Below are 24,823 nucleotides of genomic sequence, written 5' to 3' on the forward strand. Positions count from 1 at the left end.
CCTGAGGAGAGAAGTGCATGACGCAAGTCACGGTGAAACAACTGGCCGATGAGGTCAAAACACCGGTAGAGCGCCTGTTGCAGCAGATGCGTGAGGCAGGTCTGCCGCACACCGCCGCCGAAGAACATGTGACTGACAGTGAGAAGCAATCCCTGCTGACTCACTTGAAAAGCAGCCACAAGGCGAAAGTGGAAGAACCACGCAAAATCACGCTGCAGCGTAAAACCACCAGCACCCTGCGTGTGGCTGGTAGCAAGAGCATCAGCGTAGAAGTTCGCAAGAAGAAGGTTTTCGTACAGCGTAGCCCGGAAGAAATCGAAGCCGAGCGCCAGCGTGAACTGGAAGAGCGTCGCGCAGTGGAAAATGCTGCCCGTCAGAAGGCTGAAGAAGAAGCCAAGCAGCGCGCTGAAGAAGAAGCGCGTCGCCAGCCTGCTGCTGCGCCGAGCGCTCCTGCCGAAGCTGTTGCAGCACCTGCGCCAGTCGCTGAACCTGTGCGCGAAGCCGCACCGGTTGTCGCTGCTGCGCCAGCTGCCGACACGCGCAAGCGTGACGAACAGCGCCGTCCGGACAAGCCACGTGCCGACGATAACAGTCGTCGTGGCGGCGGCGACGGCGAGCGCAAAAACGCTCCGCATCGCGCATCGGTCAAAGAAAAAGCGCCGGCTCCACGTGTGGCGCCACGCACAACCGACGAAGAAAGCGACGGCTTCCGTCGTGGTGGTCGCGGCAAGGCCAAGCTGAAGAAACGCAACGCTCACGGTTTCCAGAACCCTACCGGTCCTGTCGTGCGTGAAGTGAAGATCGGCGAAACCATCACTGTTGGCGATCTCGCTCAGCAGATGTCGGTCAAGGCTGCTGAAATCATCAAGTTCATGTTCAAACTGGGCACTCCAGCGACCATCAACCAGGTACTCGATCAGGAAACTGCTCAACTGGTCGCTGAAGAGCTGGGCCACAAAGTGACCCTGGTCAGCGACACCGCCCTGGAAGACTCCCTGGCCGAGTCCCTGAAGTTTGAAGGCGAGGCAGTTTCCCGTGCGCCAGTCGTGACCGTAATGGGCCACGTTGACCACGGTAAGACTTCCCTGCTCGACTACATCCGTCGTGCCAAGGTAGCAGCGGGCGAAGCCGGCGGCATTACCCAGCACATCGGTGCATACCACGTTGAAACTGACCGTGGCATGGTGACGTTCCTCGACACCCCGGGTCACGCGGCGTTTACCGCCATGCGTGCCCGTGGTGCCAAGGCGACCGACATCGTGATCCTGGTGGTTGCGGCGGACGACGGCGTGATGCCGCAAACCATCGAGGCTGTTCAGCACGCTCAGGCGGCTGGCGTTCCTCTGGTGGTTGCGGTGAACAAGATCGACAAGCCGGGTGCCGACCTCGATCGCATCCGTAGCGAACTGTCGGTTCACGGCGTGACTTCCGAAGACTGGGGCGGCGACACGCCATTCGTACCGGTTTCGGCGAAAATGGGTACCGGCGTTGACGAACTGCTCGAAGCCGTTCTGCTGCAGGCCGAAGTGCTCGAACTGACCGCGACGCCATCGGCTCCTGGCCGTGGTGTTGTCGTTGAATCGCGTCTGGACAAGGGCCGTGGCCCGGTGGCCACCGTGCTGGTTCAGGACGGTACGCTGCGTCAAGGCGACATGGTGCTGGTCGGCTCGAACTATGGCCGCGTGCGCGCCATGCTCGACGAGAACGGCAAGCCGATCAAGGAAGCAGGTCCGGCCATTCCGGTCGAAATCCTGGGTCTTGACGGTACGCCAGACGCTGGCGACGAGATGAGCGTGGTTGCCGACGAGAAGAAAGCCCGTGAAGTGGCTCTGTTCCGTCAAGGCAAGTTCCGCGAAGTCAAACTGGCTCGCGCTCACGCCGGCAAGCTGGAAAATATCTTCGAAAACATGGGCCAGGAAGAGAAGAAGACGCTCAACATCGTCCTCAAATCCGACGTCCGTGGTTCGCTGGAAGCTTTGCAGGGCGCTCTGAACGGCCTGGGCAACGACGAAGTGCAAGTGCGCGTAGTCGGTGGCGGTGTCGGTGGTATCACCGAGTCCGACGCCAACCTGGCACTGGCTTCCAACGCTGTACTGTTCGGCTTCAACGTGCGTGCCGATGCTGGCGCACGGAAGATCGTCGAGCAGGAAGGTCTGGACATGCGTTACTACAACGTGATCTACGACATCATCGAAGACGTCAAGAAAGCCCTGACCGGCATGCTCGGCAGCGATGTTCGCGAGAACATCCTGGGTGTGGCCGAAGTGCGTGACGTGTTCCGTTCGCCGAAGTTTGGCGCGATCGCCGGTTGCATGGTGATCGAAGGTGTTGTGCACCGTAACCGTCCGATCCGTGTACTGCGTGAAGACATCGTTATCTTCGAAGGCGAGCTGGAATCCCTGCGCCGCTTCAAGGATGACGCTTCGGAAGTACGTGCCGGCATGGAATGCGGTATCGGCGTGAAGAGCTACAACGACGTCAAAGTCGGTGACAAGATCGAAGTCTTCGAGAAGGTTCAGGTTGCTCGCAGCCTCTGACTCGCGCACTTCAAGGGCCACGCCGAGCCGCATGCAGATGCGCGCCACGGCGTCAGGACTCTAAACGCAACGCCCGGTCTGGCTTTTGTCAGGCCGGGCGTTTGCCGCTTTCAGACCTTGCGGGTTTCACCGTGGGGCAGTAACAGGTAACAAAATCATGGCAAAAGAATACAGCCGTACCCAACGTATCGGCGATCAGATGCAGCGTGAGCTGGCCCAACTGATCCGTCGTGAAGTCAAAGACCCGCGCGTCGGCCTGGTCACCATTACCGCTGTAGAAGTCAGTCGTGACGTCGGTCACGCGAAGATCTTCATCACCGTGATGGGTCAGGACAACGCCGAAGACATCGCGCAAAGCATCAAGGTGCTCAACGCTGCCGCAGGCTTCCTGCGCATGCAACTGGCCCGTGAAATGAAGCTGCGCAGCGTGCCGCAATTGCATTTCCACTACGACGAAAGCGTCGTGCGTGGCGCGCACCTGTCGGCCCTGATCGAGCGCGCCGTGGCTGAGGACAATCAGCACGTGGCTGCTGCACCTGAAGACACCAAGGAGTAATTCGGTGGCTCAGGTCAAACGTATCCGTCGTAACGTCAGCGGTATCATCCTGCTCGACAAGCCGCTGGGGTTCACCTCCAACGCCGCGTTGCAGAAGGTTCGCTGGTTGCTCAACGCCGAGAAGGCCGGTCACACCGGCAGCCTCGACCCGTTGGCCACCGGTGTCTTGCCGCTGTGCTTTGGTGAGGCAACGAAGTTCTCGCAATACCTGCTCGATTCCGACAAGGGTTACGAAACCCTGGCGCAACTGGGCAAGACCACCACCACGGCGGACGCCGAGGGTGAGGTTTTGCAGGAGCGCCCGGTGACCGTTGGTCGCGCCGATGTCGAAGCGGTTCTGCCGAAATTTCGCGGGCAAATCAGTCAGATACCGCCGATGTACTCGGCACTCAAGCGTGACGGTCAGCCGTTGTACAAGCTGGCTCGTGCAGGCGAAGTAGTGGAGCGCGAACCGCGTTCTGTTACTATTGCGCGCTTGGAATTGCTGGCCTTCGAAGGCGATACTGCGCGTCTTGCGGTGGATTGCAGCAAGGGCACCTATATCCGCACCCTGGTGGAGGATATCGGTGAGCAACTCGGTTGTGGTGCGTACGTCGCGGAACTGCGGCGTACCCAGGCCGGGCCTTTCACCCTGGCGCAGACCGTGACCCTCGAAGAGCTGGAAGCGGTACATGCCGAAGGCGGCAACGAAGCGGTCGACCGCTTCCTGATGCCATCGGACAGCGGCCTGCAGGATTGGCCGCTGCTGCACTTCTCCGAAGCGAGTGCGTTCTACTGGCTCAACGGCCAGCCGGTACGTGCCCCGGATGCTCCGAAGTTCGGCATGGTACGGGTACAGGATCACAATGGTCGCTTCATCGGTATCGGTGAAGTGAGCGAAGACGGGCGCATCGCGCCGCGTCGACTGATTCGGTCAGAATGACCGAACGAGTGTGGCTGTTAACAGGCACGGTCACTACTCATTTATAGATACAGGGATTTGTCCCTGGCCTGTTGAAACTGTTTTTGAAACAGTTTCCTGATAAAAGGATTGCCTCATGGCTCTCGACGTTCAAGAAAAAGCTCAAATCGTTGCCGACTACCAGCAAGCTGTTGGTGATACTGGTTCGCCAGAAGTGCAAGTTGCACTGCTGACCGCCAACATCAACAAACTGCAAGGTCACTTCAAGGCCAACGGTAAAGACCACCACTCCCGTCGTGGTCTGATCCGCATGGTAAACCAGCGTCGCAAGCTGCTGGATTACCTGAAAGGCAAAGATCTGAGCCGTTACAGCGCTCTGATCGGCCGCCTGGGTCTGCGTCGCTAATCAGCGATTGCGCTATGAGGTTGGTTGTCTGTCAGGCATCAGCGGTTTTCCGCTGGTGGCTGGCAGGCTCCCAGCCTCAAGTTTTATCTGCACTACCGTTTTACCCGGACAGTCAGCGGGCCGATTCCCGACATTGCCCAAGAATTTCGCAAGAAACCAGTTCCCCCAAGAGCCACAAAGAAGGTAGGACACCGTGAACCCGGTAATCAAAAAATTCCAGTTCGGTCAGTCGACCGTTACCCTCGAGACTGGCCGTATCGCCCGTCAGGCCTCCGGCGCAGTATTGGTCACCGTTGACGACGACGTCAGCGTATTGGTGACCGTAGTCGGTGCCAAGCAAGCCGATCCAGGCAAGGGCTTCTTCCCTCTGTCCGTTCACTACCAGGAAAAGACTTACGCTGCCGGTAAGATCCCTGGCGGTTTCTTCAAGCGTGAAGGCCGTCCTTCCGAGAAAGAAACCCTGACTTCCCGACTGATCGACCGTCCGATCCGTCCGCTGTTCCCGGAAGGCTTCATGAACGAAGTGCAGGTTGTCTGCACCGTCGTTTCCACCAGCAAGAAGACCGATCCGGACATCGCTGCGATGATCGGTACCTCGGCTGCCCTGGCCATCTCGGGTATTCCGTTCGACGGCCCGATTGGCGCCGCTCGCGTCGCTTTCCACGAAAGCACCGGCTACCTGCTGAACCCGACCTACGAGCAGCAAGCTGCTTCGAGCCTGGACATGGTCGTTGCCGGTACCTCCGACGCCGTACTGATGGTTGAATCGGAAGCCAAAGAGCTGACCGAAGACCAGATGCTGGGCGCGGTACTGTTTGCTCACGACGAGTTCCAGGTGGTGATCAACGCCGTCAAAGAACTGGCCGCTGAAGCCGCCAAGCCAACCTGGACCTGGGCGCCTGCTCCGGAAGCTACCGAACTGCTGGGCGCGATCCGTGCCGAGTTCGGCGAAGCGATCTCCCAGGCTTACACCATCACCGTCAAGGCTGACCGCTATGCACGTCTGGGCGAGCTGAAAGACCAGGTTGTGGCCAAGCTGTCCGGCGAAGAAGGCCAGCCTTCGGCTGCCGACGTCAAAGCCGCTTTCGGTGAAATCGAATATCGCACCGTTCGCGAAAACATCGTTAACGGCAAGCCACGTATCGACGGCCGCGACACCCGCACCGTACGTCCGCTGAACATCGAAGTCGGCGTGCTGCCGAAGACTCACGGTTCGGCGCTGTTCACCCGTGGCGAAACCCAGGCTCTGGTAGTCGCGACGCTGGGTACCGCCCGTGACGCACAGCTGCTGGACACCCTGGAAGGCGAGAAAAAAGACCCGTTCATGCTGCACTACAACTTCCCTCCGTTCTCGGTGGGCGAGTGTGGTCGCATGGGTGGCGCTGGTCGTCGTGAAATCGGTCACGGCCGTCTGGCCCGTCGTTCGGTTTCGGCCATGCTGCCAGCCGCTGACGTGTTCCCGTACACCATCCGTGTGGTTTCGGAAATCACCGAATCCAACGGTTCGAGCTCGATGGCTTCTGTTTGCGGCGCTTCCCTGGCCCTGATGGACGCTGGTGTGCCAATGAAGGCGCCGGTTGCCGGTATCGCCATGGGTCTGGTTAAAGAAGGCGAGAAGTTCGCCGTCCTGACCGACATCCTGGGTGACGAAGACCACCTGGGCGACATGGACTTCAAAGTAGCCGGTACCGCCAAAGGCGTTACTGCGCTGCAGATGGACATCAAGATCAAGGGCATCACCGAAGAAATCATGGAAATCGCTCTGGGCCAAGCCCTGGAAGCGCGCCTGAACATCCTCGGCCAGATGAACCAGATCATCGGCCAGTCGCGTACCGAACTGTCGGCCAACGCGCCGACCATGATCGCGATGAAGATCGACACCGACAAGATTCGTGACGTTATCGGTAAAGGTGGCGCGACCATCCGTGCGATCTGCGAAGAAACCAAGGCTTCGATCGACATCGAAGACGACGGTTCGATCAAGATCTTCGGCGAAACCAAGGATGCCGCAGAAGCTGCTCGTCAGCGCGTTCTGAGCATCACTGCAGAAGCCGAGATCGGCAAGATCTACGTCGGCAAGGTTGAGCGCATCGTCGACTTCGGCGCATTCGTCAACATCCTGCCGGGCAAGGACGGTCTGGTGCACATCTCGATGCTGAGCGACGCTCGCGTAGAGAAAGTCACCGACATCCTGAAAGAAGGTCAGGAAGTGGAAGTGCTGGTACTGGACGTGGACAACCGCGGCCGTATCAAGCTGTCCATCAAAGACGTGGCAGCGGCCAAGGCTTCGGGCGTTTAATCAGCCCACAGCCTTAGCGCAATGAAAATGCCCCGCCGTGAAAACGGCGGGGCATTTTTTTGTCTGCCATAAACGCATTTGTGGCGAGGGAGCTTGCTCCCGCCCGGCTGCGCAGCAGTCGTAGAAAACATCAGCCTCAGAAAGGTTGGGGTCGCTGCGCAACCCAGCGGGAGCAAGCTCCCTCGCCACAAGTGATAATCAGCAGAAACACGCTCAAATTTGCCGCAGCCCGAGACCGGTGCTAGGTTTAGCCCACCGCCCGTGTAGCTCAGCCGGTAGAGCAGCGCACTCGTAACGCGAAGGTCGCAGGTTCGATTCCTGTCTCGGGCACCATCCCCTCGCGCAATCCCGCGATTTATGTCTCGCCGGTCAAGGTTTTTGTGCGAGAGATGTAAAGAGCCGTGTAATTCGTCATGCAAACGTCCTATATTCGGTGCCTGCATGAGCATCGCTTAGCAGTTTTCAGATGATCCCGAATGGTTCCGAAGGCCGGACAATCCGCGTCAGAGAGATCCTAGATGATCCAGATCCATCCTCCATTCTTACGATCAGCGAGAACGCCATGACCGAATTAACTCAAGAGCAACGTCACGCACTAGCGCTGGAAAAATACATTCAGGACGTCCCGGACCTTAAAGAAGAGATCAAGGACCTGAGTCCTGATGATCAGAAAGACCAGATCCAGTGGGCATTCGAGGACGAAGCCGAATCTCAGGGCTTGCAGCCGTGGGAGTTGACGCTCAAGTACACCAGCACCCCTGAAGCGTTTGAGGCCAAGCGTCTGGAACTGCACAAGGAGGCGGCCGAAGTGTTGGGCGTCGATTGGGAAGAGTACTGCGAGATGAACAATCTGGTGGTCTGAAACAAAAACGCCAGCCTTAACCGGGCTGGCGTTTTTTATGGCGTGAGGGCCTCAGAGGCTGAGGCGCATCGACAGGTCTACCGCTTTTACATCCTTGGTCATCGCACCGATCGAGATGTAATCCACTCCAGTCTCGGCGATCGGCAGCAGCGTGCTTTCGTTGATGCCGCCACTGGCTTCCAGTTTGGCCTTGCCGCCGTTCAGGCGCACGGCTTCGCGCATGTCGTCCAGGCTCAACTCGTCGAGCATGATGATGTCGGCGCCGGCTGTCAGCGCTTCTTTCAGCTCTTCCAGACTTTCCACTTCGACTTCCACCGGTTTGCCCGGCGCGATCTTGTGCGCGGCGGCGATGGCCTGCGCAATGCCGCCGCTGGCGGCGATGTGGTTTTCCTTGATCAGGAACGCGTCGTAGAGGCCGATGCGGTGGTTGTGGCAACCGCCGCAGGTCACTGCGTATTTCTGCGCCAGACGCAGGCCCGGCAGGGTCTTGCGGGTATCCAGCAGCTTGACCTGGGTCTGCGCCACGAAGTCCGCCAGGTACTGCGCACGCGTCGCCACGCCGGACAGCAGTTGCAGGAAGTTCAGCGCGCTGCGCTCGCCCGTCAGCAACGAACGCGCCGGGCCTTCCAGGTGAAACAGCGGCTGATTGGGTTTGACCCGTTCGCCATCCCGCACCTGCCAATGCACCGCGACGCGCGGATCGAGCTGGCGAAACACCGTGTCGACCCACGCCGTGCCGCAGATGACGGCGTCGTCACGAGTAATGATGGTGGCTTTGGCCAGACGTTCGGCCGGGATCAGTTGCGCGGTGATGTCGCCGCTGCCGACGTCTTCGAGCAACGCGCGGCGCACGTTGGCTTCGATTTCGGCGGTCAGATCGGCGAGACGTAGATTCGGCATAACGGGCTCCACAAACTAAGTGCGCCGATTATAGGGGCATGGCGAGAGCCAACCCAAGGCGAGAACGCGCGTGGCAGACTGCAACTGGTCGATTTTCTGTGAGCAAAGCAGCGCTTCTCGTGGTCACTGGAAGGTGTTGCAGGCATAGGGGAAACCCTGACGGCTATAGCGCCCGCGACAAGTTTTGCAAGATAATCCGCCTTGCATTTGACGTCATGGCTTTGACGCTGATGTGAGAGCAAGCCCGCTCCCACAGGGAATTGCGCGGTAACTGCCCAGTGGAATCACCGTTTCAGGAGGCTTGGATGCACAACGACGGGAATGTAGTGCCTTTGCACAAGGCCGCTACCGATCAGGCGAATCACTCGCCGCTCGCCCGCCTGCCTGTGATTCTGCTTCAGGTCCGCGACAAGGCGGCCCAGCAACTGCGCCATGGTTTGCAGGAGTTGTTCGATAACGCCGACGACACCCTGTTCGAAATGGCCGACCGGGCGCGCAACGATGTCGAACAGAACATCTTTTTCGAAGCCATGCGCGACCTGCGCCTCAAACGCAAAAACATCGAGCGCGGGTTTCTCGAACAATTTTTCGAAGCATTCGTCGCCCTCATCCAGTACGACCCCGTTCAGCACACGTTGCCCGATTCGTTGATGTTCGAAGAGTCGGCACCGCGCACCGACGACATGGAGCGCAATGTAGCGGTCGAGACCATGGTCGGTCGGGTGCTCAAGCGTGACGGCTTTGCCCTCGATCAACTGACTGCGCGGCTCAACGTGTTGCTGGGCAAGAATTTCGACAACCAGCACAACCCGCTCGGGCCGACGATGCTCTGCGAGTTTTTTCTGCAAGCCGGGCGCAACCTGGGGGTGGAGATCAAGGTCAAGCTGATCTTGCTCAAACTGTTCGAACGCTACGTACTGGCCGACACCGAGCCGTTGTACGCCGAGGCCAATCAATTGCTGGTCGCCACTGGCGTGTTGCCCGAGTTGAAACCGGCACCTGCGCGTCGCGCGATCGAGCGTGCGGCAGCGAGCATCAGCAGCGAAGAAAGCGACGAGCCGGCTCCCGCCGACGAAGGCGTACAGGAAGTTTTCGCCGCGTTGCAGGAGTTGCTCCTGCACGTGCGCGGCAGCGTCGCGCCGACCCTGGAGCCGAGCGTCGCGACGCAGCCGATCAGTACCCGCGATCTGTTGCGCCTGCTCTCGCATCTGCAGCAATACGTCCCGGCGCTGGCGGCGCAGGATGACTTCGACCTGCGCAACCAGCTCGAACAATTGCTGACACGGGTCAGCGTCAGGAGCGGCAAATCGCGCATCGTCGACGGTGCGGATGAAGACGTGATCAACCTGATTGCGATGGTCTTCGACTGCATCCTCGAAGACCCTAACCTGCCGGATTCGCTCAAGGCGTTGATCGCCCGTCTGCAGATTCCGATGCTCAAAGTGGCGGTGCTCGACAAAAGCTTCTTCAGCCGAGGCAGCCACCCGGCGCGACGCCTGCTCAATGAAATCGCCGATGCCGCCATGGGCTGGGGCGATTGCAGCGGCGAGGCGCGTGACAGCCTGTATCTGCGCATCGAACAAGTGGTGCAGCGCCTGCTCACCGAGTTCGTTGACGACCCGGCGATCTTCTCCGAATTGCTCGCAGACTTCCTCGCCTTCACCAGCGATGAGCGGCGGCGCAGCGAATTGCTTGAGCAGCGTTTGCGCGACGCCGAGGAAGGGCGAGCGAAAACCGAGTTGGCCCGGCAGCGGGTCGAGCAGGTGTTGAATCTGGCGCTGCTGGGGAAAGTCCTGCCGCCTTCGGTGGTAATGTTCGTGCGTGATGCGTGGAGCAAAGTGCTGCTGCTGACGTGCCTCAAGCATGGCGACCAGTCGGCTGAATGGCAGGCCGATGTGCAGACCATGGAACAATTGATCTGGAGCGTGCAGCGTCATGATGAGGCGGACGCCGGTCTGCGATTGCTGGCGCTGGTGCCCGGTTTGCTCAAATCATTGCGTGATGGCCTGAGCAGTTCGGCGTTCGACCCCTTTGCCACCAGCGAATTTTTCAGCGAGCTGGAAGCGTTGCATGTGCGGGTGCTTGAGCCCTCATCCGAGCCGCCACCGGCCGATGCGCCGGCGCTGGTTGAAGTGTCGCAGCACATTACCCTGCGCGCCGCTGATGAGGGCGCGATCGGCCTGAATGCCAGTGGCCTGGCGCACGACGACCCCGGCCTGCGTCAGGTGGAGCAACTGCGTCTGGGCAGTTGGGTCGCCTTCCAGGAAGACGACGAGCACAGCCTGCGCTGCAAGCTCGCGGCGGTCATCGAAGCCACCGGCAAATACGTGTTTGTCGACCGTACCGGGATGAAAGTGCTGGAGCGCAGCCGCATCGACCTGGCCCTTGAATTCCGCCGGGGCGCGGTGCGGGCGCTGGATGACACCTTGCTGTTTGATCGGGCGCTGGAGTCGGTGCTCGGCAATCTGCGGCGCCTCAATCGCGGCAAGTGATCGCGCGCCGGGGGCCGATCACGGCATACTGGGCGCCAACACAGTCGGCGTTGAAGGAATCGGTATGCAGTTGGATCCCGTTAGCGGGTGGTGTCACGGGGTGCAGGTCTGCCCATCGCCCAACTTCAATGAACGCCCTGCGGGCGAAATCTCCCTGTTGGTGATCCACAACATCAGCCTGCCGCCGGCGCAGTTCGCCACCGGCAAGGTGCAGGAATTTTTCCAGAATCGTCTGGATGTCACCGAGCATCCCTATTTTGCAGGGATTGCCGACTTGCGCGTCTCGGCGCATTTTCTGATCGAACGTGACGGCACTGTCACCCAGTTTGTCTCCTGTCTTGAGCGGGCGTGGCATGCGGGCGTGTCGAAGTTTGAAGGCCGGGAAACCTGTAACGATTTTTCCGTGGGCATCGAACTCGAAGGCACCGATGATCTGCCCTTTACCGATGCGCAGTATCAGGCGCTGATCACGCTGACGCGTCAGCTGCAAACCGCATTTCCGGCCATCACCGGCGCCCGTATCTGCGGGCACAGCGACATCGCACCCGGGCGCAAGACCGATCCTGGCCCGGCATTCGACTGGGCGCGTTACCGCGCAGCCCTGGCACAAGAGGAAGGACAATGAGTTTTCTGGTGTTACTGCTGGCGGTCTGGATCGAGAAGTTCTCGGCCTTGCGCCATCGGGTTCAACGCGATGGCGGATGGATCCGCGAGCTGCACAAACTCGAAAGCAGCCCACGATTATCGAATCGACCGTGGCTGGTGCTGACCATTCTGGTGTTGCTGCCGGTGGCGCTGCTCGGCTTGTTGCTGCTGGTACTGGAACCCGTCGCATACGGCTTGCTGGCCTTGCCGGTGCATTTGGTGGTAGTGATTTACGCCTTGGGCCGCGGTGATCTGCTCGGAGGACTCGGGCCGTTCCGTGACGCCTGGCGGCGTGAAGACCTGCAAGCGGCCGCGCATGTGGCCAAGCGTGATCTGGATATCTGTGCCGACAGCGGTGAGCAATTGCTGGAACAGGTCCAGCGTCACCTGCTGTGGCAGGCCTATCAGAGCTTCTTCGCGGTGATTTTCTGGTACTTCGTGCTCGGTCCGGTCGCGGCGCTGGCTTATCGCTTGCTGGCATTGGCGGAAGAAAACAGCCAGAACCCGGCGCTCGCCGAACGTGCCGGCCAGTTACGTCACGCCTTTGACTGGTTGCCGGTGCGCCTGCTGGCTGCCAGCCTTGCACTGGTCGGCAACTTCGTCGCGGTCAGCCGGGTGATGTTGCACGAGCTGTTGAACTGGAACATCAGCGCCGCGCATCTGATCAACAAGGTCGGCCTGGCAGCAGGCGAGATCCCGCCGCCGGTGGTCGGCCCTGAAGGTATCAACACCCTCGATTGCCTGTGGGAACTGCTGCTGCGCGCGGCGGTGCTGTGGTATGCCGGGTTTGCCTTGTGGACGGTGCTGATTCACTAAGAAATCCAAGTAAACACTTTGTGGCGAGGGAGCTTGCTCCCGCTCGGCTGCGCAGCAGTCGCAAATCATACAAACACGTTGTGAGTGATGAACAGCGAGGGTGGCTTCGCCACCCAGCGGGAGCAAGCTCCCTCGCCACAGTGGTCTTTGTCTCGCCCTGAAGTCGTTAACCTTAAGTTACAAAACCTCCCGCCGATTTGAGCTATACAGAGACAGCGCCCGATAGTGGCTATCTGCTGTCGCCCCGCGCCTGCCAATAAAAACAAGAAAAACCAAGGGAGACTTCCAGTGAAGAGCTTGCTCTATCCCGCCGTCTCGCTGATGAACCGTCTGAGCTTCGGCATGAAGTTCAGCCTGATCAGCGTGCTGTTCCTGGTGCCGATGCTGGTGACCAATTTCTATCTGGTGCGCGATTCCTACCGCGAATTCCAGGGCACCCGGGTCGAATTGCAGAGCCTCGATCTGCTGGGCAGCAGCCTGAGCCTGCGCCGGGATCTGGAAACCCTGAACAATCTGGTACAGATCAACGTCGTCCTCGGGCAGTCGGGCAAGGCCGACAACCTCGAGGCGCAGATCAGCAGCCTGGAGCAAGCCGTGCTGGCGCGCTTGCAAGGTCTGCAGGCGATGACTGACGATCCCGAACAGATCAAACTGTTCGACGGCAAACGCGATGAGATGATCAGCGCGTTCAAGGTCCAACAGGTGGAAAGCTCCCTGCAAAGCAAAAGCGCAATGATCGGCAAGCTGCTCGGCAACGCGCAGATTTTCAGCCAGATCATCGCCAGTCAGGCCGGTTTGAGCCGTGACAACCAGAGCGACATCCGCCAGCTCAGCGAGTTGCTCACCAACATTACCCCGGGCGTCACCCAAACCCTCGGCGAAGGTCGGGCCATTGGCTCGTATTCGTTGGGGCAGGGCTTTCTCAACAGCTCGTCGAGTACCCGCTTCGACGAGTTGCTGGCGCAGATCGAAAAGCTCCAGGCCGAATACGCACTGAAATTGCAGGATGCCCTCGATTCCAGCAACGCCGCGCGCGCCAGCCTCAGCGCGCCGTCCGACAGCAGCAAGACCTCGCTCAAACAGGCCAGTGAACTGTTTGAAGCGAAAGTCGTGGTGGCCGAGACCCTCGATACTCCGTGGCAGGTGTTTTACGACCAAGTCACCGGGCTGATGGCGCAGACCTACCAGCTCAATGACGCGACCTTGAAATTTCTCGATACCCAACTGCAGCAGCGCCTGGCGCAAAACCGCACGCACATGGTGTTGCAGGCGGTGGCGCTGGCGGTGGTGTTCGTGCTGATTTTCTATCTCTACGCGGGTTTCTACGCCTCGACCCGCACCACGCTCAAGCGTTTGGGCGCGATGATGGACAAGGTCGCGGCCGGTGACATGACGGTCAATTTCAAGGCCAGCAGCCGCGATGAACTCGGCGAGCTGGGCGAGGTGTTCAACGGCACCGTAAGGAAGATCCACGACTTGATCGAACGGGTCGGCCATACCGTGGCCGAGGTCGAGCGCCAGGCCGGGCAGGTGGAAAACGTCTCCGCGCAAAGCAATCAGGCGGTGGCCGGGCAGCGCACGCAGATCGAGCAAGTCGCGACCGCGATGAATCAGATGTCGGCGACCTCGCTGGAAGTCGCACGCAGCGCGGCGGCAGCGGTGAGCAGCGCGCACAGCGTCAACGATGAAACCGTCAGCGGTCGCACACTGGTGGAGTCGCAGCAGGGCAGCATTGCTGCGCTGGCCAGCGAGATCGACCAATCGGTGCTGGTGATCAATCAGTTGGCCAGCGACAGCCAGTCGATCAGCCGCGTGCTGGAAGTGATCAAGAGCATTGCCGAGCAGACCAATCTGCTGGCGCTTAACGCGGCCATCGAAGCCGCCCGTGCCGGCGAGCAGGGCCGAGGATTTGCGGTGGTGGCGGACGAAGTGCGTACGTTGGCCAAACGCACTCAGCAATCGACCGAGGAAATCGAACAGATGATCGCCAAACTGCATGGCGGCGTGGGTGCGGCGGTGAAAGCCATGGGCGTCAGCCATCAGATGGCCAACGGCACGGTCGGGCAGTCGGAAAAGGTCCAGCAGGCGTTGGAAAATATCTTGGGTGCGGTAGGCATGATCGTCGATCAGAACCAGCAGATCGCCGCTGCCGTGGAGCAGCAGACCGCCGTCGCGCATGACATCGACCAGAACATCGTCGAGATCAACCGCGCCGGTGAACGCACGGCCCAAGGTGCGCATCAGACCGAGGACGCCAGCCGGGCATTGTCGGCGCAGGTGGTGGAACTCAAACAGCTGATCAGTGCGTTCCGCGTCTGAATCCTGCCGCGCCCCCATGCCTGCAAGTGATCAGGGACTGCTGCGCAGTCCATCGGGGATGAATCCCCTCACTACATGCTCATTCCAACAGGGGGAGCAGGGCAGATGTCAGAACATTTTGTAATGCATTGATACTTACGTGCGTAAGCCAATTCCTGTTTTCTTCCGACGGCTGGCTTTTCGTCATTAATGAGCCAGTATCCGTGTTCCGCTGATGGCGTCGAGGAGGCCGCTCATGTCCGTTGCAACCCTGGGAGTCCAGGGCCGTTGTGCTCATTGCCAGACCACGCAGTTACTCAAGCCATGGCAGCTCAACGCCATCGCAATCAACGAACCGTTCACTTGCGCGCACTGCCAGAAAACTCTGGAGTTGCGTTGCCCGAAACAGATCAAACGCTTCAAGTCCCTCGATTCGCTGGGATTGCTGCGCTTCAGCGCTTCGGTAACCGTGTGCACCGCATTGCTGGTGGCGCTGGTCATGGAATGGATCGGCTTGCTCAGTGTGACTGAGCAACTGAACGCTTCACTGATCGTGCTTTTCGCGTACTTCGCGCTGCTGCGTTTTTTTCACCACCGTCAGCACATGACCCTGATCCTCGACGCAGTCAGAGCTCATGCGAACCGACTGTAGGAGCTGCCGAGTGAAACGAGGCTGCGATCTTTTGATCTTGTTTAAGGGCGAGGAGCAAAAGATCGCAGCGTGCCGCAGCTCCTACAGAAGGCGTGTTACCAACCGAATACTTCGCAGCTGTTGGCAGTGCTGGCAGCGGCCAGTTGTTCCAGGCTGATGTTCATCAACTCGGCGAGCGCCGCACAGATCGCCGGCAAGTGTGCCGGTGTATTGCGTACGCCGGGAAACATCGCCGGTGCCATGTCCGGTGAGTCGGTTTCCAGCACGATCGACGCCAGCGGCAACTCCGCCAGCACGCGATGCATGCGCAACGCCTGCGGCCAGGTTGGCGCGCCGCCCAGACCCAGTTTGAACCCGAGTTTGATGTATTCGCGTGCCTCTTCGCGGCTGCCGGCGAAGGCGTGGATGATCCCGGCGCGTTTGAGCTTGAAGCGCTTGAGCGTGGCGATTACGGCTGCGTGGCTGCGGCGGACGTGGATCAGCGCCGGCAAATCGAAGTCTGCCGCCAGTTGCAGCTGCGCCTCGAACAGCGCTTGCTGGCGTTCGCGGTCGAGGGTTTCGATGAAGTAATCCAGACCGATCTCGCCCACCGCACACAGTTGCCGATGGCCGCGCAGCCGCGTCAGCCAGTCGCCGAGTGCGCGCAGGTCTTCGGGGCGATGCTGATCGAGGTACACCGGATGCAGACCGAACGCTGCATACAAGTCGGCATCGCTCTGCACCAGATCCCACAGCCGTTGCCAATTGCCCTGATAAACCCCCAGCAGCACCATCCGCCGCACGCCGAGAGCGCGGCTTTCGGCGAGCAACGCCGCGCGATCGGCGTCGAAGTCGGGGAAGTCGAGGTGGGTGTGGCTGTCGATCAGCTCCACGGCTCAGTCCCGGTGAATACGCTGCTTGAAGGTCCGCGCGATGGCCTGCACGCCAGGCTTGTATTCGGCTTGCTCAACCGCAGCCAACGCCAGCTCCAGCGCCTTGTCGGCGATCAACTGGTGCTGCTGGGCCATGGCGTTGACCGGCAATGGCAGGAAGTCCAGCAACTGCGTGTCACCGAAGGTGCCCAGGCGCAGCGGACGGGATTTGAGCGGGAAGTCATGCAGCGCATCGAACACGCCCTGCAGCAGCACGTAGGAGGTGGTCACCAGCGCATCCGGCAAATGCCCCAGACGTTGCAGGAGTTCTTCCATCAGTTGCTTGCCGCATTCGCGGCTGAAGGACTCGGCGTGCTCGATCAGCACTTCGCCTTTGAAGTCGAGCAGTGCCTGCTTGAAGCCGGCCGCACGTTCCTGACTGATGCTCAGCTCCGGGCGCGCACCGAGCAGCACGATCTGTTTCGGCTGCGGATCGAGCAGGCTCTGAGTCAGGTGCAGGCTGGCTTCGCGGTCGTCACTGATCACCGAGCAGAAGTGCTCGGGTTCCATGACCCGGTCGATGGCGATGATCGGCAGACCCTTGGCCTGCAACTGGCGATAGCTGTCGTCACCGGCCGGCAGGCAACTGGCGACGATCAGCGCATCGCAGCGGCGCGCCTTGAACAGTTGCAGCAACTGGCGCTCGCTGTCCGGCGCATCGTCGGAGCTGGCGATCAGCAACTGATAACCCCGCGCCCGCGCGCCTTGCTCGAGCAGTTTGGCGATCCGCGCATAACTGGGGTTTTCCAGATCCGGCAGAATAAAGCCCAACGTGCGGGTGTGCCGACTGCGCAACCCGGCCGCTTGTGGATTGGGGGTGAAGCCGTGCTGTTCGACGACCGCACGCACCCGCTCGACCGTGGCGTTGCTGATGCGTTGCTGTTCGGCCTTGCCGTTGATGACGTAGCTGGCGGTGGTCACGGACACTCCGGCCAACCGCGCGATATCACTGAGTTTCAACCCGGTATTTCCTTGTTTTTTCGAGCTTGCCGCGACATTTTCGCCAATCCTACCCGATTCAGGCAGACGACTATTGTCGCAGCGCATCCGACAAGTTGGACTTCAAGGATGAGACATTATCGAGTAACGTGCCGATCAATCTAGATTAAACGTTTCAGCAAGCGTATTTTCTACGTTTTAGACGCCTTTGGCCGGTTCTGCCGTGAAACCGCCAAAACGGCCGCTGAAAAGCAGGCTGACCAGCGCCTAAGCTGTGACCATTCAAAACAATATCCTGGCGCATCCATGTGCCAAAAAGGAGATCGCATGCTCGAGCTCACTATAGAGCAGATATCCATGGGCCAATCGGCTGTGGATAAACCCGCCGCCCTGCAATTGCTCGCCAATCATCTGGTGGCCGATGGCCTGGTCGCCGACGGTTACCTCGCCGGCTTGCAGGCCCGGGAAGCCCAGGGCTCGACCTTTCTCGGCCAGGGTATTGCCATCCCCCACGGTACGCCCGAGACCCGCGATCAGGTGTTCGCCACTGGCGTGCGGCTGATGCAGTTTCCCGAGGGCGTGGATTGGGGTGATGGCCAGATCGTGTATCTGGCGATCGGCATCGCCGCCAAATCCGACGAACACCTGCGCCTGCTGCAACTGCTGACCCGCGCCCTCGGCGAGACCGATCTGGGCCAGGCCCTGCGCCGCGCCAGCTCGCCGGAAGCGCTGCTGAAACTGCTGCAAGGTGCGCCGCAGGAATTGGCGCTGGATGCGCAGATGATCGGCCTCGGCGTGTCGGCTGACGATTTCGAAGAACTGGTCTGGCGTGGCGCACGACTGCTGCGGCAGGCCGATTGTGTGAGCAACGGTTTTGCCGGTGTGCTGCAACAAGTCGAAGCGCTGCCGCTGGGTGATGGCCTGTGGTGGCTGCACAGCGAGCAAACCGTGAAGCGCCCGGGCCTGGCGTTCGTCACCCCGGACAAACCGATGCGTTACCTCGGCCAGCCGCTCAGCGGTCTGTTCTGCCTGGCCAGTTTGGGCGAGGCGCATCAGGCGCTGCTCGAACGTCTGTGCGCGTTGTTGATTGAAGGTCGCGGCCATGAACTGGGTCGTGCTACCAGCAGCCGCAAAGTCCTCGAAGTGCTCGGTGGCGAACTGCCCGCCGACTGGCCGAGCGCGCGTATTGCCCTGGCGAATGCCCACGGTCTGCATGCACGTCCGGCGAAGATCCTTGCGCAACTGGCGAAGAGTTTTGACGGCGAAATCCGTGTGCGCATCGTCGACAGCGCGGACAGCGCCGTGTCGGTGAAAAGCCTGAGCAAACTGCTGAGCCTCGGTGCGCGGCGTGGTCAGGTGCTGGAGTTGATCGCCGAGCCGAGCATCGCCGCCGATGCCTTGCCTGCATTGCTGGCCGCTATCGAAGAAGGCCTCGGTGAAGAAGTCGAACCGCTGCCGGCCGTGAGTCAGCAACGCGAAGTCATCACCGATATTGCCGAGGTGCTGATCGCCCCGGCGTCCGGTGCGCAGTTGCAGGCGATCCCTGCCGCGCCGGGCATCGCCATTGGACCGGCGCACATTCAGGTGCAGCAAGCCATTGATTACCCGTTGCGCGGCGAGTCCGCCGCCATCGAGCGCGAACGTCTCAAGCAAGCGCTGAACGATGTGCGCCGTGACATTCAGGGCCTGATCGAACGCAGCAAGGCCAAAGCCATCCGCGAGATCTTTATCACTCACCAGGAAATGCTCGACGACCCGGAACTGACCGACGAAGTCGACACTCGCCTCAAGCAGGGCGAAAGCGCCGAAGCGGCGTGGATGGCGGTGATCGAAGCGGCAGCCAGACAACAGGAATCGCTGCAGGACGCGTTGCTCGCCGAGCGGGCGGCGGATCTGCGGGACATCGGTCGCCGGGTGCTGGCGCAACTTTGCGGCGTGCAGACACCGAACGAGCCGGAGCAGCCGTACATTCTGGTGATGGACGAAGTCGGCCCGTCGGACGTGGCGCGGCTGGATCCGGCGCGGGTAGCGGGGATTCTTACCGCGCGCGGCGGCGCCACCGCGCACAGTGCAATCGTCGCCCGTGCTCTCGGAATTCCGGCGCTGGTCGGTGCGGGCGCAGCGGTGCTGCTGCTGGAACCGGGCACGCCGTTGCTTCTCGACGGCCAGCGCGGTCGCCTGCACGTCGACGCCGATGCCGCGACCCTGCAACGTGCCGCCGAGGAACGCGACACCCGTGAGCAGCGCCTCAAGGCTGCCGCCGAGCAACGTCATCAACCGGCGCACACCAGCGACGGTCACGCCGTGGAAGTGTTCGCCAACATCGGTGAAAGCGCCGGTGTCACTGCTGCGGTCGAGCAGGGCGCGGAAGGCATCGGTCTGCTGCGCACCGAACTGATTTTCATGGCCCACCCGCAGGCGCCGGACGAAGCCACTCAGGAAGCCGAATACCGCCGCGTTCTCGATGGCCTCGCCGGTCGGCCGCTGGTGGTGCGCACCCTTGATGTCGGTGGCGACAAACCACTGCCGTATTGGCCGATCGCCAAGGAAGAAAACCCGTTCCTCGGCGTGCGTGGCATTCGCCTGACGCTGCAGCGTCCGCAGGTCATGGAAGCGCAGTTGCGCGCCTTGCTGCGTTCGGCGGACAACCGGCCGTTGCGGATCATGTTCCCGATGGTCGGCAGCGTTGAAGAGTGGCGTCAGGCCCGCGACATGACCGAACGCCTGCGTGCGGAGATCCCGGTCGCGGACTTGCAACTGGGGATCATGATCGAGGTGCCGTCCGCTGCGTTGCTGGCGCCGGTGCTGGCCAAGGAAGTCGACTTTTTCAGCGTCGGCACCAACGACCTCACGCAATACACCCTGGCCATCGACCGTGGTCACCCGACGCTTTCGGCCCAGGCTGACGGCCTGCACCCGGCGGTGCTGCAACTGATCGACATCACCGTGCGCGCTGCGCATGCCCATGGCAAATGGGTCGGTGTGTGCGGCGAGCTGGCGGCGGATCCGCTGGCGGTGCCGGTGCTGGTCGGCCTCGGCGTTGATGAGCTGAGCGTGTCCGGGCGCAGCATCGCCGAGGTCAAGGCGCGCATCCGCGAACTCAGCCTGCCCCAGGCGCAAACCCTTGCTCAACAAGCCCTCACCGTGGGCAGCGCAAACGAAGTGCGTGCATTAGTGGAGGCCCTGTAATGGCCAAGATTCTCACCCTGACCCTCAACCCGGCGCTGGACCTCACGGTCGAGTTGCCACGCCTGGAGGCCGGTCAGGTCAACCGCAGCGACGAGATGCACACCCATGCCGCCGGCAAGGGCGTGAACGTCGCCCAGGTACTCGCAGACCTCGGGCATCAACTGACGGTCAGCGGCTTTCTCGGCGAAGACAATCTGCAAGCCTTCGAAACCCTGTTTGCCAAGCGCGGTTTTGTCGACGCCTTCATCCGTGTGCCGGGGGAGACGCGCAGCAACATCAAGGTCGCCGAGCACGACGGGCGCATCACCGACATCAACGGTCCGGGGCCAGTGGTCGATGCGGCGGCGCAGCAGGCGTTGCTTGAGCGTCTGCTGCGGATCGCTCCGGGGCATGATGCGGTGGTGGTCGCCGGCAGTCTGCCGCGTGGCGTCAGTGCGCAGTGGTTGCGCGAGTTGATCGAACACCTGAACGGCCTCGGCCTGAACGTCGCCCTCGACAGCAGTGGCGAAGCCTTGCGCGCCGCCATTGAAGCACGCCCGTGGCTGATCAAACCGAACACCGAAGAACTCGCCGATGCGCTCGATTGCGATGTGGTCTCCCACGCCGCCGAAGCCCAGGCTGCAGCGTGCCTGCATGCCAAAGGCATCGAGCACGTGGTGATCTCCCACGGTGCCGACGGTGTGAACTGGTTCAGTGTCGGCTCGGCGCTGCATGCCACGCCGCCGAAGGTTACGGTCGCCAGCACGGTAGGGGCCGGCGATTCGCTGCTGGCCGGCATGCTCCACGGTCTGCTTAGTGCCGACACGCCCGAGCAGACCCTGCGCACGGCCACGGCGATTGCCGCGATGGCGGTGACGCAAATCGGCTTCGGCATCAACGATGCGGCGCAACTGGCGCGGCTCGAACAGGGCGTGCGCGTGCGTCCCCTGACAGAACAATAAGAGGGTTTGTCATGAAATTAGCCATTGTCACGGCCTGCCCGAACGGCATGGTCACCAGTGTGCTGTGCGCCCGTCTGCTCGACGCGGCGGCCCAGCGTCAGGGCTGGAGCACCAGCGTTGAAGTGGTCGATGCGGCGCACCCGGAACGTGAATTGTCGGCCGCCACCATTGAGGCGGCGGAGTGGGTGCTGCTGGTGGCCACTGGTGACATCGACATGACGCGTTTCGTCGGCAAGCGCGTGTTCCGCATCGCCCCGGCGCAAGCGCTGCAAGATGTCGAAGCGGTGCTGCGTCGCGGTGCGCAAGAGGCTGAAGTTTACCTCGCCAGCGAAGCCGTCCCGGTTGCCGCTGCGCCACGTGCGCCACGCATCGTCGCCATCACTGCGTGCCCGACCGGGGTTGCCCACACCTTCATGGCGGCCGAGGCGTTGCAGCAGACGGCCAAGCGTCTGGGCTATGAACTGCACGTCGAAACCCAGGGTTCGGTGGGCGCGAAAACCCCGCTCAGCGCGAGGGCGATTGCCGAGGCTGACGTGGTGTTGTTGGCGGCGGACATCGAAGTCGCCACCGAGCGTTTTGCCGGCAAGAAAATCTATCGCTGCGGCACCGGCATTGCCCTCAAACAGTCCGAAGCGACGCTGAAAAAAGCCCTCGCCGAAGCTCAGGTGGAGAGCGCTGCGAGCGACGGCAAGGCGCCGGCCAAGCAAGAGAAAACCGGCGTTTACAAACACCTGCTGACGGGCGTGTCGTTCATGCTGCCGATGGTGGTGGCCGGTGGGTTGATGATCGCGCTGTCTTTCGTCTTCGGCATCACCGCGTTCAAGGAAGAAGGCACGCTGGCGGCAGCGCTGATGCAGATCGGCGGCGAGACCGCGTTCAAACTGATGGTGCCGCTGCTCGCCGGTTACATCGCCTACTCGATCGCCGACCGTCCGGGCCTGGCACCGGGGATGATTGGTGGTTTGCTCGCCAGCACGTTGGGCGCCGGGTTCATCGGCGGGATCGTCGCCGGTTTCATCGCCGGTTATGCGGCCAAGGCCATCAGTCGTTATGTGGCGTTGCCGCAGAGTCTGGAAGCGCTGAAACCGATTCTGATCATCCCGTTGTTCGCCAGCCTGTTCACCGGTCTGGTGATGATCTACGTGGTGGGTAAACCGGTCGCCGGGATGCTCGCGGCGCTGACGCATTTCCTCGACAGCATGGGCACCACCAACGCGATTCTGCTCGGCGTGTTGCTCGGCGGCATGATGTGCGTCGACCTCGGCGGGCCGATCAACAAAGCCGCGTATGCGTTTTCGGTGGGGCTGCTGGCTTCGCAGAGTTATGCACCGATGGCCGCAACCATGGCTGCCGGCATGGTGCCGCCCATTGGGCTTGGCATCGCCACCTTCATCGCCCGCCGCAAGTTCGCCCAGACCGAGCGCGAGGCCGGTAAAGCGGCGCTGGTGCTGGGGCTGTGCTTTATCTCTGAAGGGGCAATTCCGTTTGCCGCCAAAGACCCGTTGCGGGTGATTCCGGCGAGCATCGCCGGCGGTGCATTGACCGGCGCGTTGTCGATGTACTTCGGCTGCAAACTGATGGCGCCGCACGGTGGCTTGTTTGTGCTGGCGATTCCGAATGCGATCAATCATGCGTTGTTGTATCTGCTGGCGATTGTTGCGGGGAGTGTGTTGACGGCTGTTGTCTATGCGACGGTCAAGCGTCCGGAAGCCGTTGAGTTGGCGCTGGAACCGGCGAAGGCTTGACGGGCAACGCAAATTTCCCTGTGGGAGCGAGCCTGCTCGCGAATGCAATCTGCCAGCGACATGTATGTTGACTGGCACACCGCTTTCGCGAGCAGGCTCGCTCCCACAATGGTTAGTGGTGTCATGGCGAGTTCATATAGCCGTGCTTAAGTTTTCCTTTTTTCAGGGAGAACACGCATGAGCGATTTCAACATTGGTCGCCGACGGGTCATGCAGGTTGTCGGTGCCGGGCTGCTGATGCCGGGGCTGGCGCCGGCAGTGATCGCGTCGGTCAAGGATCGGCCGCAACTCACCGACGGCGTGCAGTCCGGCGACCTGCAAGGCGACCGCGCGATGATCTGGAGCCGCAGCGACCGTCCGGCGCGGATGGTGGTCGAGTGGGACACGCGCAGCCAGTTTCGCCACCCGCGCCGTGTCGTCTCGACGCTGGCCGATGCGCGCACCGACTTTACTGCCCGTGTCGAACTGACCGGGCTGCCCGCCGATCAGGCGATTTTCTATCGGGTGTATTTCAAGGACGCACAATCCGGCGTCGCCAGCGAGCCGTGGCTCGGCCATTTGCGCAGCGCACCGAAGGCGCGACGCAACATCCGTTTCGTCTGGAGCGGTGACACCGTCGGCCAGGGCTTTGGCATCAACCCGGACATCGGTGGCATGCGTATCTACGAATCCATGCGCTTGCGCCTGCCGGACTTCTTTATCCACAGCGGCGACACCATCTACGCCGACGGCCCGGTGCCGGCGCAAGTGACCACCGAAGGCGGGCGGATCTGGCGCAACCTCACCACCGAGGCCAAGAGCAAAGTGGCGCAGACCCTCGACGACTATCGCGGCAATTACCGCTACAACCTGATGGATGAAAACATTCGCCGCTTCAACGCCGAAGTACCGCAGATCTGGCAGTGGGACGACCACGAAGTGGTCAACAACTGGTCGCCGGGCAAGCAGCTTGACGAGCGTTATCAAGAGAAAGATATCCACACCCTGGTCGGCCGTGCGCGCAAGGCCTGGCTGGAATATTCGCCGATGCGTTTGCAGGCGGCCGATGGCGGCGGGCGGATTTATCGCAAGCTCAGCTACGGGCCGATGCTCGACGTGTTCGTGCTCGACATGCGCAGCTATCGCGGGGCCAACGACGACAACCTTGGCGCGGCCAAACCGTTTTTGGGACGTGAACAACTGGACTGGCTCAAGCGTGGCTTGAAGCACTCCAAGGCACAGTGGAAGGTGATCGCCGCCGACATGCCGATCGGCCTCGGCGTTCCAGACGGCGAGGTCAGCCCGGGCGTCGCACGCTGGGAAGCGGTGGCCAACGGTGATCCCGGCCCGGCTCAGGGACGAGAGCTGGAAGTCGCCGAACTGCTCGGTTTTCTGCGGGCGCAGCATGTGCGCAATTTCGTGTTTCTGACCGCGGACGTGCATTACTGCGCGGCGCATCATTACCACCCGGATCGCGCGGCGTTTCAGGATTTCGAACCGTTCTGGGAATTTGTCGCCGGGCCGCTGAATGCCGGCAGTTTCGGGCCTAATCCGCTGGACAAGACCTTTGGCCCGGAAGTGGTGTTCCAGAAAGCACCACCGACGCAGAACGCTTCACCGTTTGCCGGGTTTCAGTTCTTTGGCGAGGTGAACATCGAAGGGCAGAGCGGGGAGATGAGTGTGGTGTTGCGAGATTTGAATGGGGTAGCGGTTTTCGAGCAGAAATTGCAGCCAGTTTGAAGATCAAAAACAACC

The 24,823-nt window shown here is 61.2% G+C and carries 18 protein-coding genes and 1 tRNA gene; 16 read left to right on the plus strand and 3 right to left on the minus strand.

The annotated features are described in order from the left end of the window. Positions 1–17: 17 nt before the first annotated feature. The 7 genes from infB to ACM6HV_RS24890 all read left to right on the plus strand — a co-directional run bounded on the left by infB (position 18) and on the right by ACM6HV_RS24890 (position 7,561). The gene (gene infB / locus ACM6HV_RS24860) at positions 18–2,537 is read left to right on the plus strand and encodes a translation initiation factor IF-2 (protein WP_041066807.1); all 2,520 of its coding nucleotides are present in this window, start codon (positions 18–20) and stop codon (positions 2,535–2,537) included. Between the two features lie 157 nt (positions 2,538–2,694). Further along, positions 2,695–3,093, plus strand: a complete 399-nt coding sequence (gene rbfA, locus ACM6HV_RS24865; protein ID WP_007961438.1) for a 30S ribosome-binding factor RbfA — start codon at positions 2,695–2,697, stop codon at positions 3,091–3,093. A 4-nt stretch (positions 3,094–3,097) separates the two neighbouring features. Then, entirely contained in the window at positions 3,098–4,015 is a 918-nt protein-coding gene (truB, locus tag ACM6HV_RS24870; RefSeq protein ID WP_024011571.1) for a tRNA pseudouridine(55) synthase TruB, read from the plus strand. A 115-nt stretch (positions 4,016–4,130) separates the two neighbouring features. Then, positions 4,131–4,400: a 30S ribosomal protein S15 gene (rpsO, locus tag ACM6HV_RS24875; RefSeq protein ID WP_003221553.1), complete on the plus strand. Its 270-nt coding sequence runs from the start codon at positions 4,131–4,133 to the stop codon at positions 4,398–4,400. A gap of 193 nt (positions 4,401–4,593) precedes the next feature. Continuing rightward, positions 4,594–6,699, plus strand: a complete 2,106-nt coding sequence (gene pnp, locus ACM6HV_RS24880; protein WP_007961443.1) for a polyribonucleotide nucleotidyltransferase — start codon at positions 4,594–4,596, stop codon at positions 6,697–6,699. Positions 6,700–6,956: 257 nt separating this feature from the next. Continuing rightward, a tRNA-Thr gene (locus ACM6HV_RS24885) sits at positions 6,957–7,032 on the plus strand. Positions 7,033–7,261: 229 nt separating this feature from the next. Further along, complete coding sequence (locus ACM6HV_RS24890) at positions 7,262–7,561, plus strand: DUF6388 family protein (protein ID WP_414905534.1); 300 nt, start codon at positions 7,262–7,264, stop codon at positions 7,559–7,561. Positions 7,562–7,612: 51 nt separating this feature from the next. On the opposite strand, the gene nadC is transcribed toward ACM6HV_RS24890, so the two are convergent. Continuing rightward, complete coding sequence (nadC, locus tag ACM6HV_RS24895; protein ID WP_095139818.1) at positions 7,613–8,461, minus strand: carboxylating nicotinate-nucleotide diphosphorylase; 849 nt, start codon at positions 8,459–8,461, stop codon at positions 7,613–7,615. 305 nt (positions 8,462–8,766) lie between these two features. Between nadC and ACM6HV_RS24900 the strand changes: the two genes are divergently transcribed. The 5 genes from ACM6HV_RS24900 to ACM6HV_RS24920 all read left to right on the plus strand — a co-directional run bounded on the left by ACM6HV_RS24900 (position 8,767) and on the right by ACM6HV_RS24920 (position 15,364). Continuing rightward, complete coding sequence (locus tag ACM6HV_RS24900; RefSeq protein ID WP_414905535.1) at positions 8,767–10,953, plus strand: DUF1631 domain-containing protein; 2,187 nt, start codon at positions 8,767–8,769, stop codon at positions 10,951–10,953. A gap of 64 nt (positions 10,954–11,017) precedes the next feature. Next, on the plus strand, positions 11,018–11,578 hold the full coding sequence (gene ampD, locus ACM6HV_RS24905; protein WP_414905536.1) for a 1,6-anhydro-N-acetylmuramyl-L-alanine amidase AmpD: 561 nt from the start codon (positions 11,018–11,020) through the stop codon (positions 11,576–11,578). Then, the gene (gene ampE / locus ACM6HV_RS24910) at positions 11,575–12,414 is read left to right on the plus strand and encodes a regulatory signaling modulator protein AmpE (protein WP_414905537.1); all 840 of its coding nucleotides are present in this window, start codon (positions 11,575–11,577) and stop codon (positions 12,412–12,414) included. Before ampD ends, ampE begins: the two co-directional genes overlap by 4 nt. A 288-nt stretch (positions 12,415–12,702) precedes the next feature. Further along, positions 12,703–14,733, plus strand: coding sequence for a methyl-accepting chemotaxis protein (locus tag ACM6HV_RS24915; RefSeq protein ID WP_414905538.1), 2,031 nt, complete (start codon positions 12,703–12,705; stop codon positions 14,731–14,733). A gap of 235 nt (positions 14,734–14,968) precedes the next feature. Further along, entirely contained in the window at positions 14,969–15,364 is a 396-nt protein-coding gene (locus tag ACM6HV_RS24920; protein WP_414905539.1) for a hypothetical protein, read from the plus strand. A gap of 95 nt (positions 15,365–15,459) precedes the next feature. Here ACM6HV_RS24920 and ACM6HV_RS24925 read toward each other — a convergent pair whose 3' ends face one another. Both ACM6HV_RS24925 and cra read right to left on the minus strand, forming a co-directional pair. Then, complete coding sequence (locus tag ACM6HV_RS24925; protein ID WP_145597292.1) at positions 15,460–16,236, minus strand: TatD family hydrolase; 777 nt, start codon at positions 16,234–16,236, stop codon at positions 15,460–15,462. A gap of 3 nt (positions 16,237–16,239) precedes the next feature. Next, positions 16,240–17,235, minus strand: coding sequence for a catabolite repressor/activator (gene cra / locus ACM6HV_RS24930; protein WP_131671431.1), 996 nt, complete (start codon positions 17,233–17,235; stop codon positions 16,240–16,242). A 306-nt stretch (positions 17,236–17,541) separates the two neighbouring features. Between cra and ptsP the strand changes: the two genes are divergently transcribed. The 4 genes from ptsP to ACM6HV_RS24950 all read left to right on the plus strand — a co-directional run bounded on the left by ptsP (position 17,542) and on the right by ACM6HV_RS24950 (position 24,808). Then, positions 17,542–20,403 (plus strand): phosphoenolpyruvate--protein phosphotransferase, encoded by a 2,862-nt coding sequence (ptsP, locus tag ACM6HV_RS24935; protein ID WP_414905540.1) that lies wholly within the window; start codon positions 17,542–17,544, stop codon positions 20,401–20,403. After that, positions 20,403–21,344 (plus strand): 1-phosphofructokinase, encoded by a 942-nt coding sequence (gene pfkB / locus ACM6HV_RS24940; protein ID WP_414905541.1) that lies wholly within the window; start codon positions 20,403–20,405, stop codon positions 21,342–21,344. The genes ptsP and pfkB overlap by 1 nt, the downstream gene beginning before the upstream one ends. 11 nt (positions 21,345–21,355) lie before the next feature. After that, the gene (locus ACM6HV_RS24945) at positions 21,356–23,089 is read left to right on the plus strand and encodes a PTS fructose-like transporter subunit IIB (RefSeq protein WP_414905542.1); all 1,734 of its coding nucleotides are present in this window, start codon (positions 21,356–21,358) and stop codon (positions 23,087–23,089) included. 177 nt (positions 23,090–23,266) lie between these two features. After that, complete coding sequence (locus tag ACM6HV_RS24950) at positions 23,267–24,808, plus strand: alkaline phosphatase D family protein (protein ID WP_108181652.1); 1,542 nt, start codon at positions 23,267–23,269, stop codon at positions 24,806–24,808. Positions 24,809–24,823: the final 15 nt, after the last annotated feature.

It is taken from the genome of Pseudomonas sp. IT-P260 (assembly GCF_949768395.1).
GTDB classification, from domain to species: domain Bacteria; phylum Pseudomonadota; class Gammaproteobacteria; order Pseudomonadales; family Pseudomonadaceae; genus Aquipseudomonas; species Aquipseudomonas parakoreensis.

Excerpts from the sequence above, each read along its gene's own strand:
- infB (WP_041066807.1), top strand. The coding sequence starts at position 18 with ATGACGCAAGTCACGGTGAAACAACTGGCCGATGAGGTCAAAACACCG.
- rbfA (WP_007961438.1), top strand. The coding sequence starts at position 2,695 with ATGGCAAAAGAATACAGCCGTACCCAACGTATCGGCGATCAGATGCAG.
- rpsO (WP_003221553.1), top strand. The coding sequence starts at position 4,131 with ATGGCTCTCGACGTTCAAGAAAAAGCTCAAATCGTTGCCGACTACCAG.
- ACM6HV_RS24890 (WP_414905534.1), top strand. The coding sequence starts at position 7,262 with ATGACCGAATTAACTCAAGAGCAACGTCACGCACTAGCGCTGGAAAAA.
- nadC (WP_095139818.1), bottom strand. The coding sequence starts at position 8,461 with ATGCCGAATCTACGTCTCGCCGATCTGACCGCCGAAATCGAAGCCAAC.
- ACM6HV_RS24900 (WP_414905535.1), top strand. The coding sequence starts at position 8,767 with ATGCACAACGACGGGAATGTAGTGCCTTTGCACAAGGCCGCTACCGAT.
- ampD (WP_414905536.1), top strand. The coding sequence starts at position 11,018 with ATGCAGTTGGATCCCGTTAGCGGGTGGTGTCACGGGGTGCAGGTCTGC.
- ampE (WP_414905537.1), top strand. The coding sequence starts at position 11,575 with ATGAGTTTTCTGGTGTTACTGCTGGCGGTCTGGATCGAGAAGTTCTCG.
- ACM6HV_RS24920 (WP_414905539.1), top strand. The coding sequence starts at position 14,969 with ATGTCCGTTGCAACCCTGGGAGTCCAGGGCCGTTGTGCTCATTGCCAG.
- ptsP (WP_414905540.1), top strand. The coding sequence starts at position 17,542 with ATGCTCGAGCTCACTATAGAGCAGATATCCATGGGCCAATCGGCTGTG.
- pfkB (WP_414905541.1), top strand. The coding sequence starts at position 20,403 with ATGGCCAAGATTCTCACCCTGACCCTCAACCCGGCGCTGGACCTCACG.
- ACM6HV_RS24945 (WP_414905542.1), top strand. The coding sequence starts at position 21,356 with ATGAAATTAGCCATTGTCACGGCCTGCCCGAACGGCATGGTCACCAGT.
- ACM6HV_RS24950 (WP_108181652.1), top strand. The coding sequence starts at position 23,267 with ATGAGCGATTTCAACATTGGTCGCCGACGGGTCATGCAGGTTGTCGGT.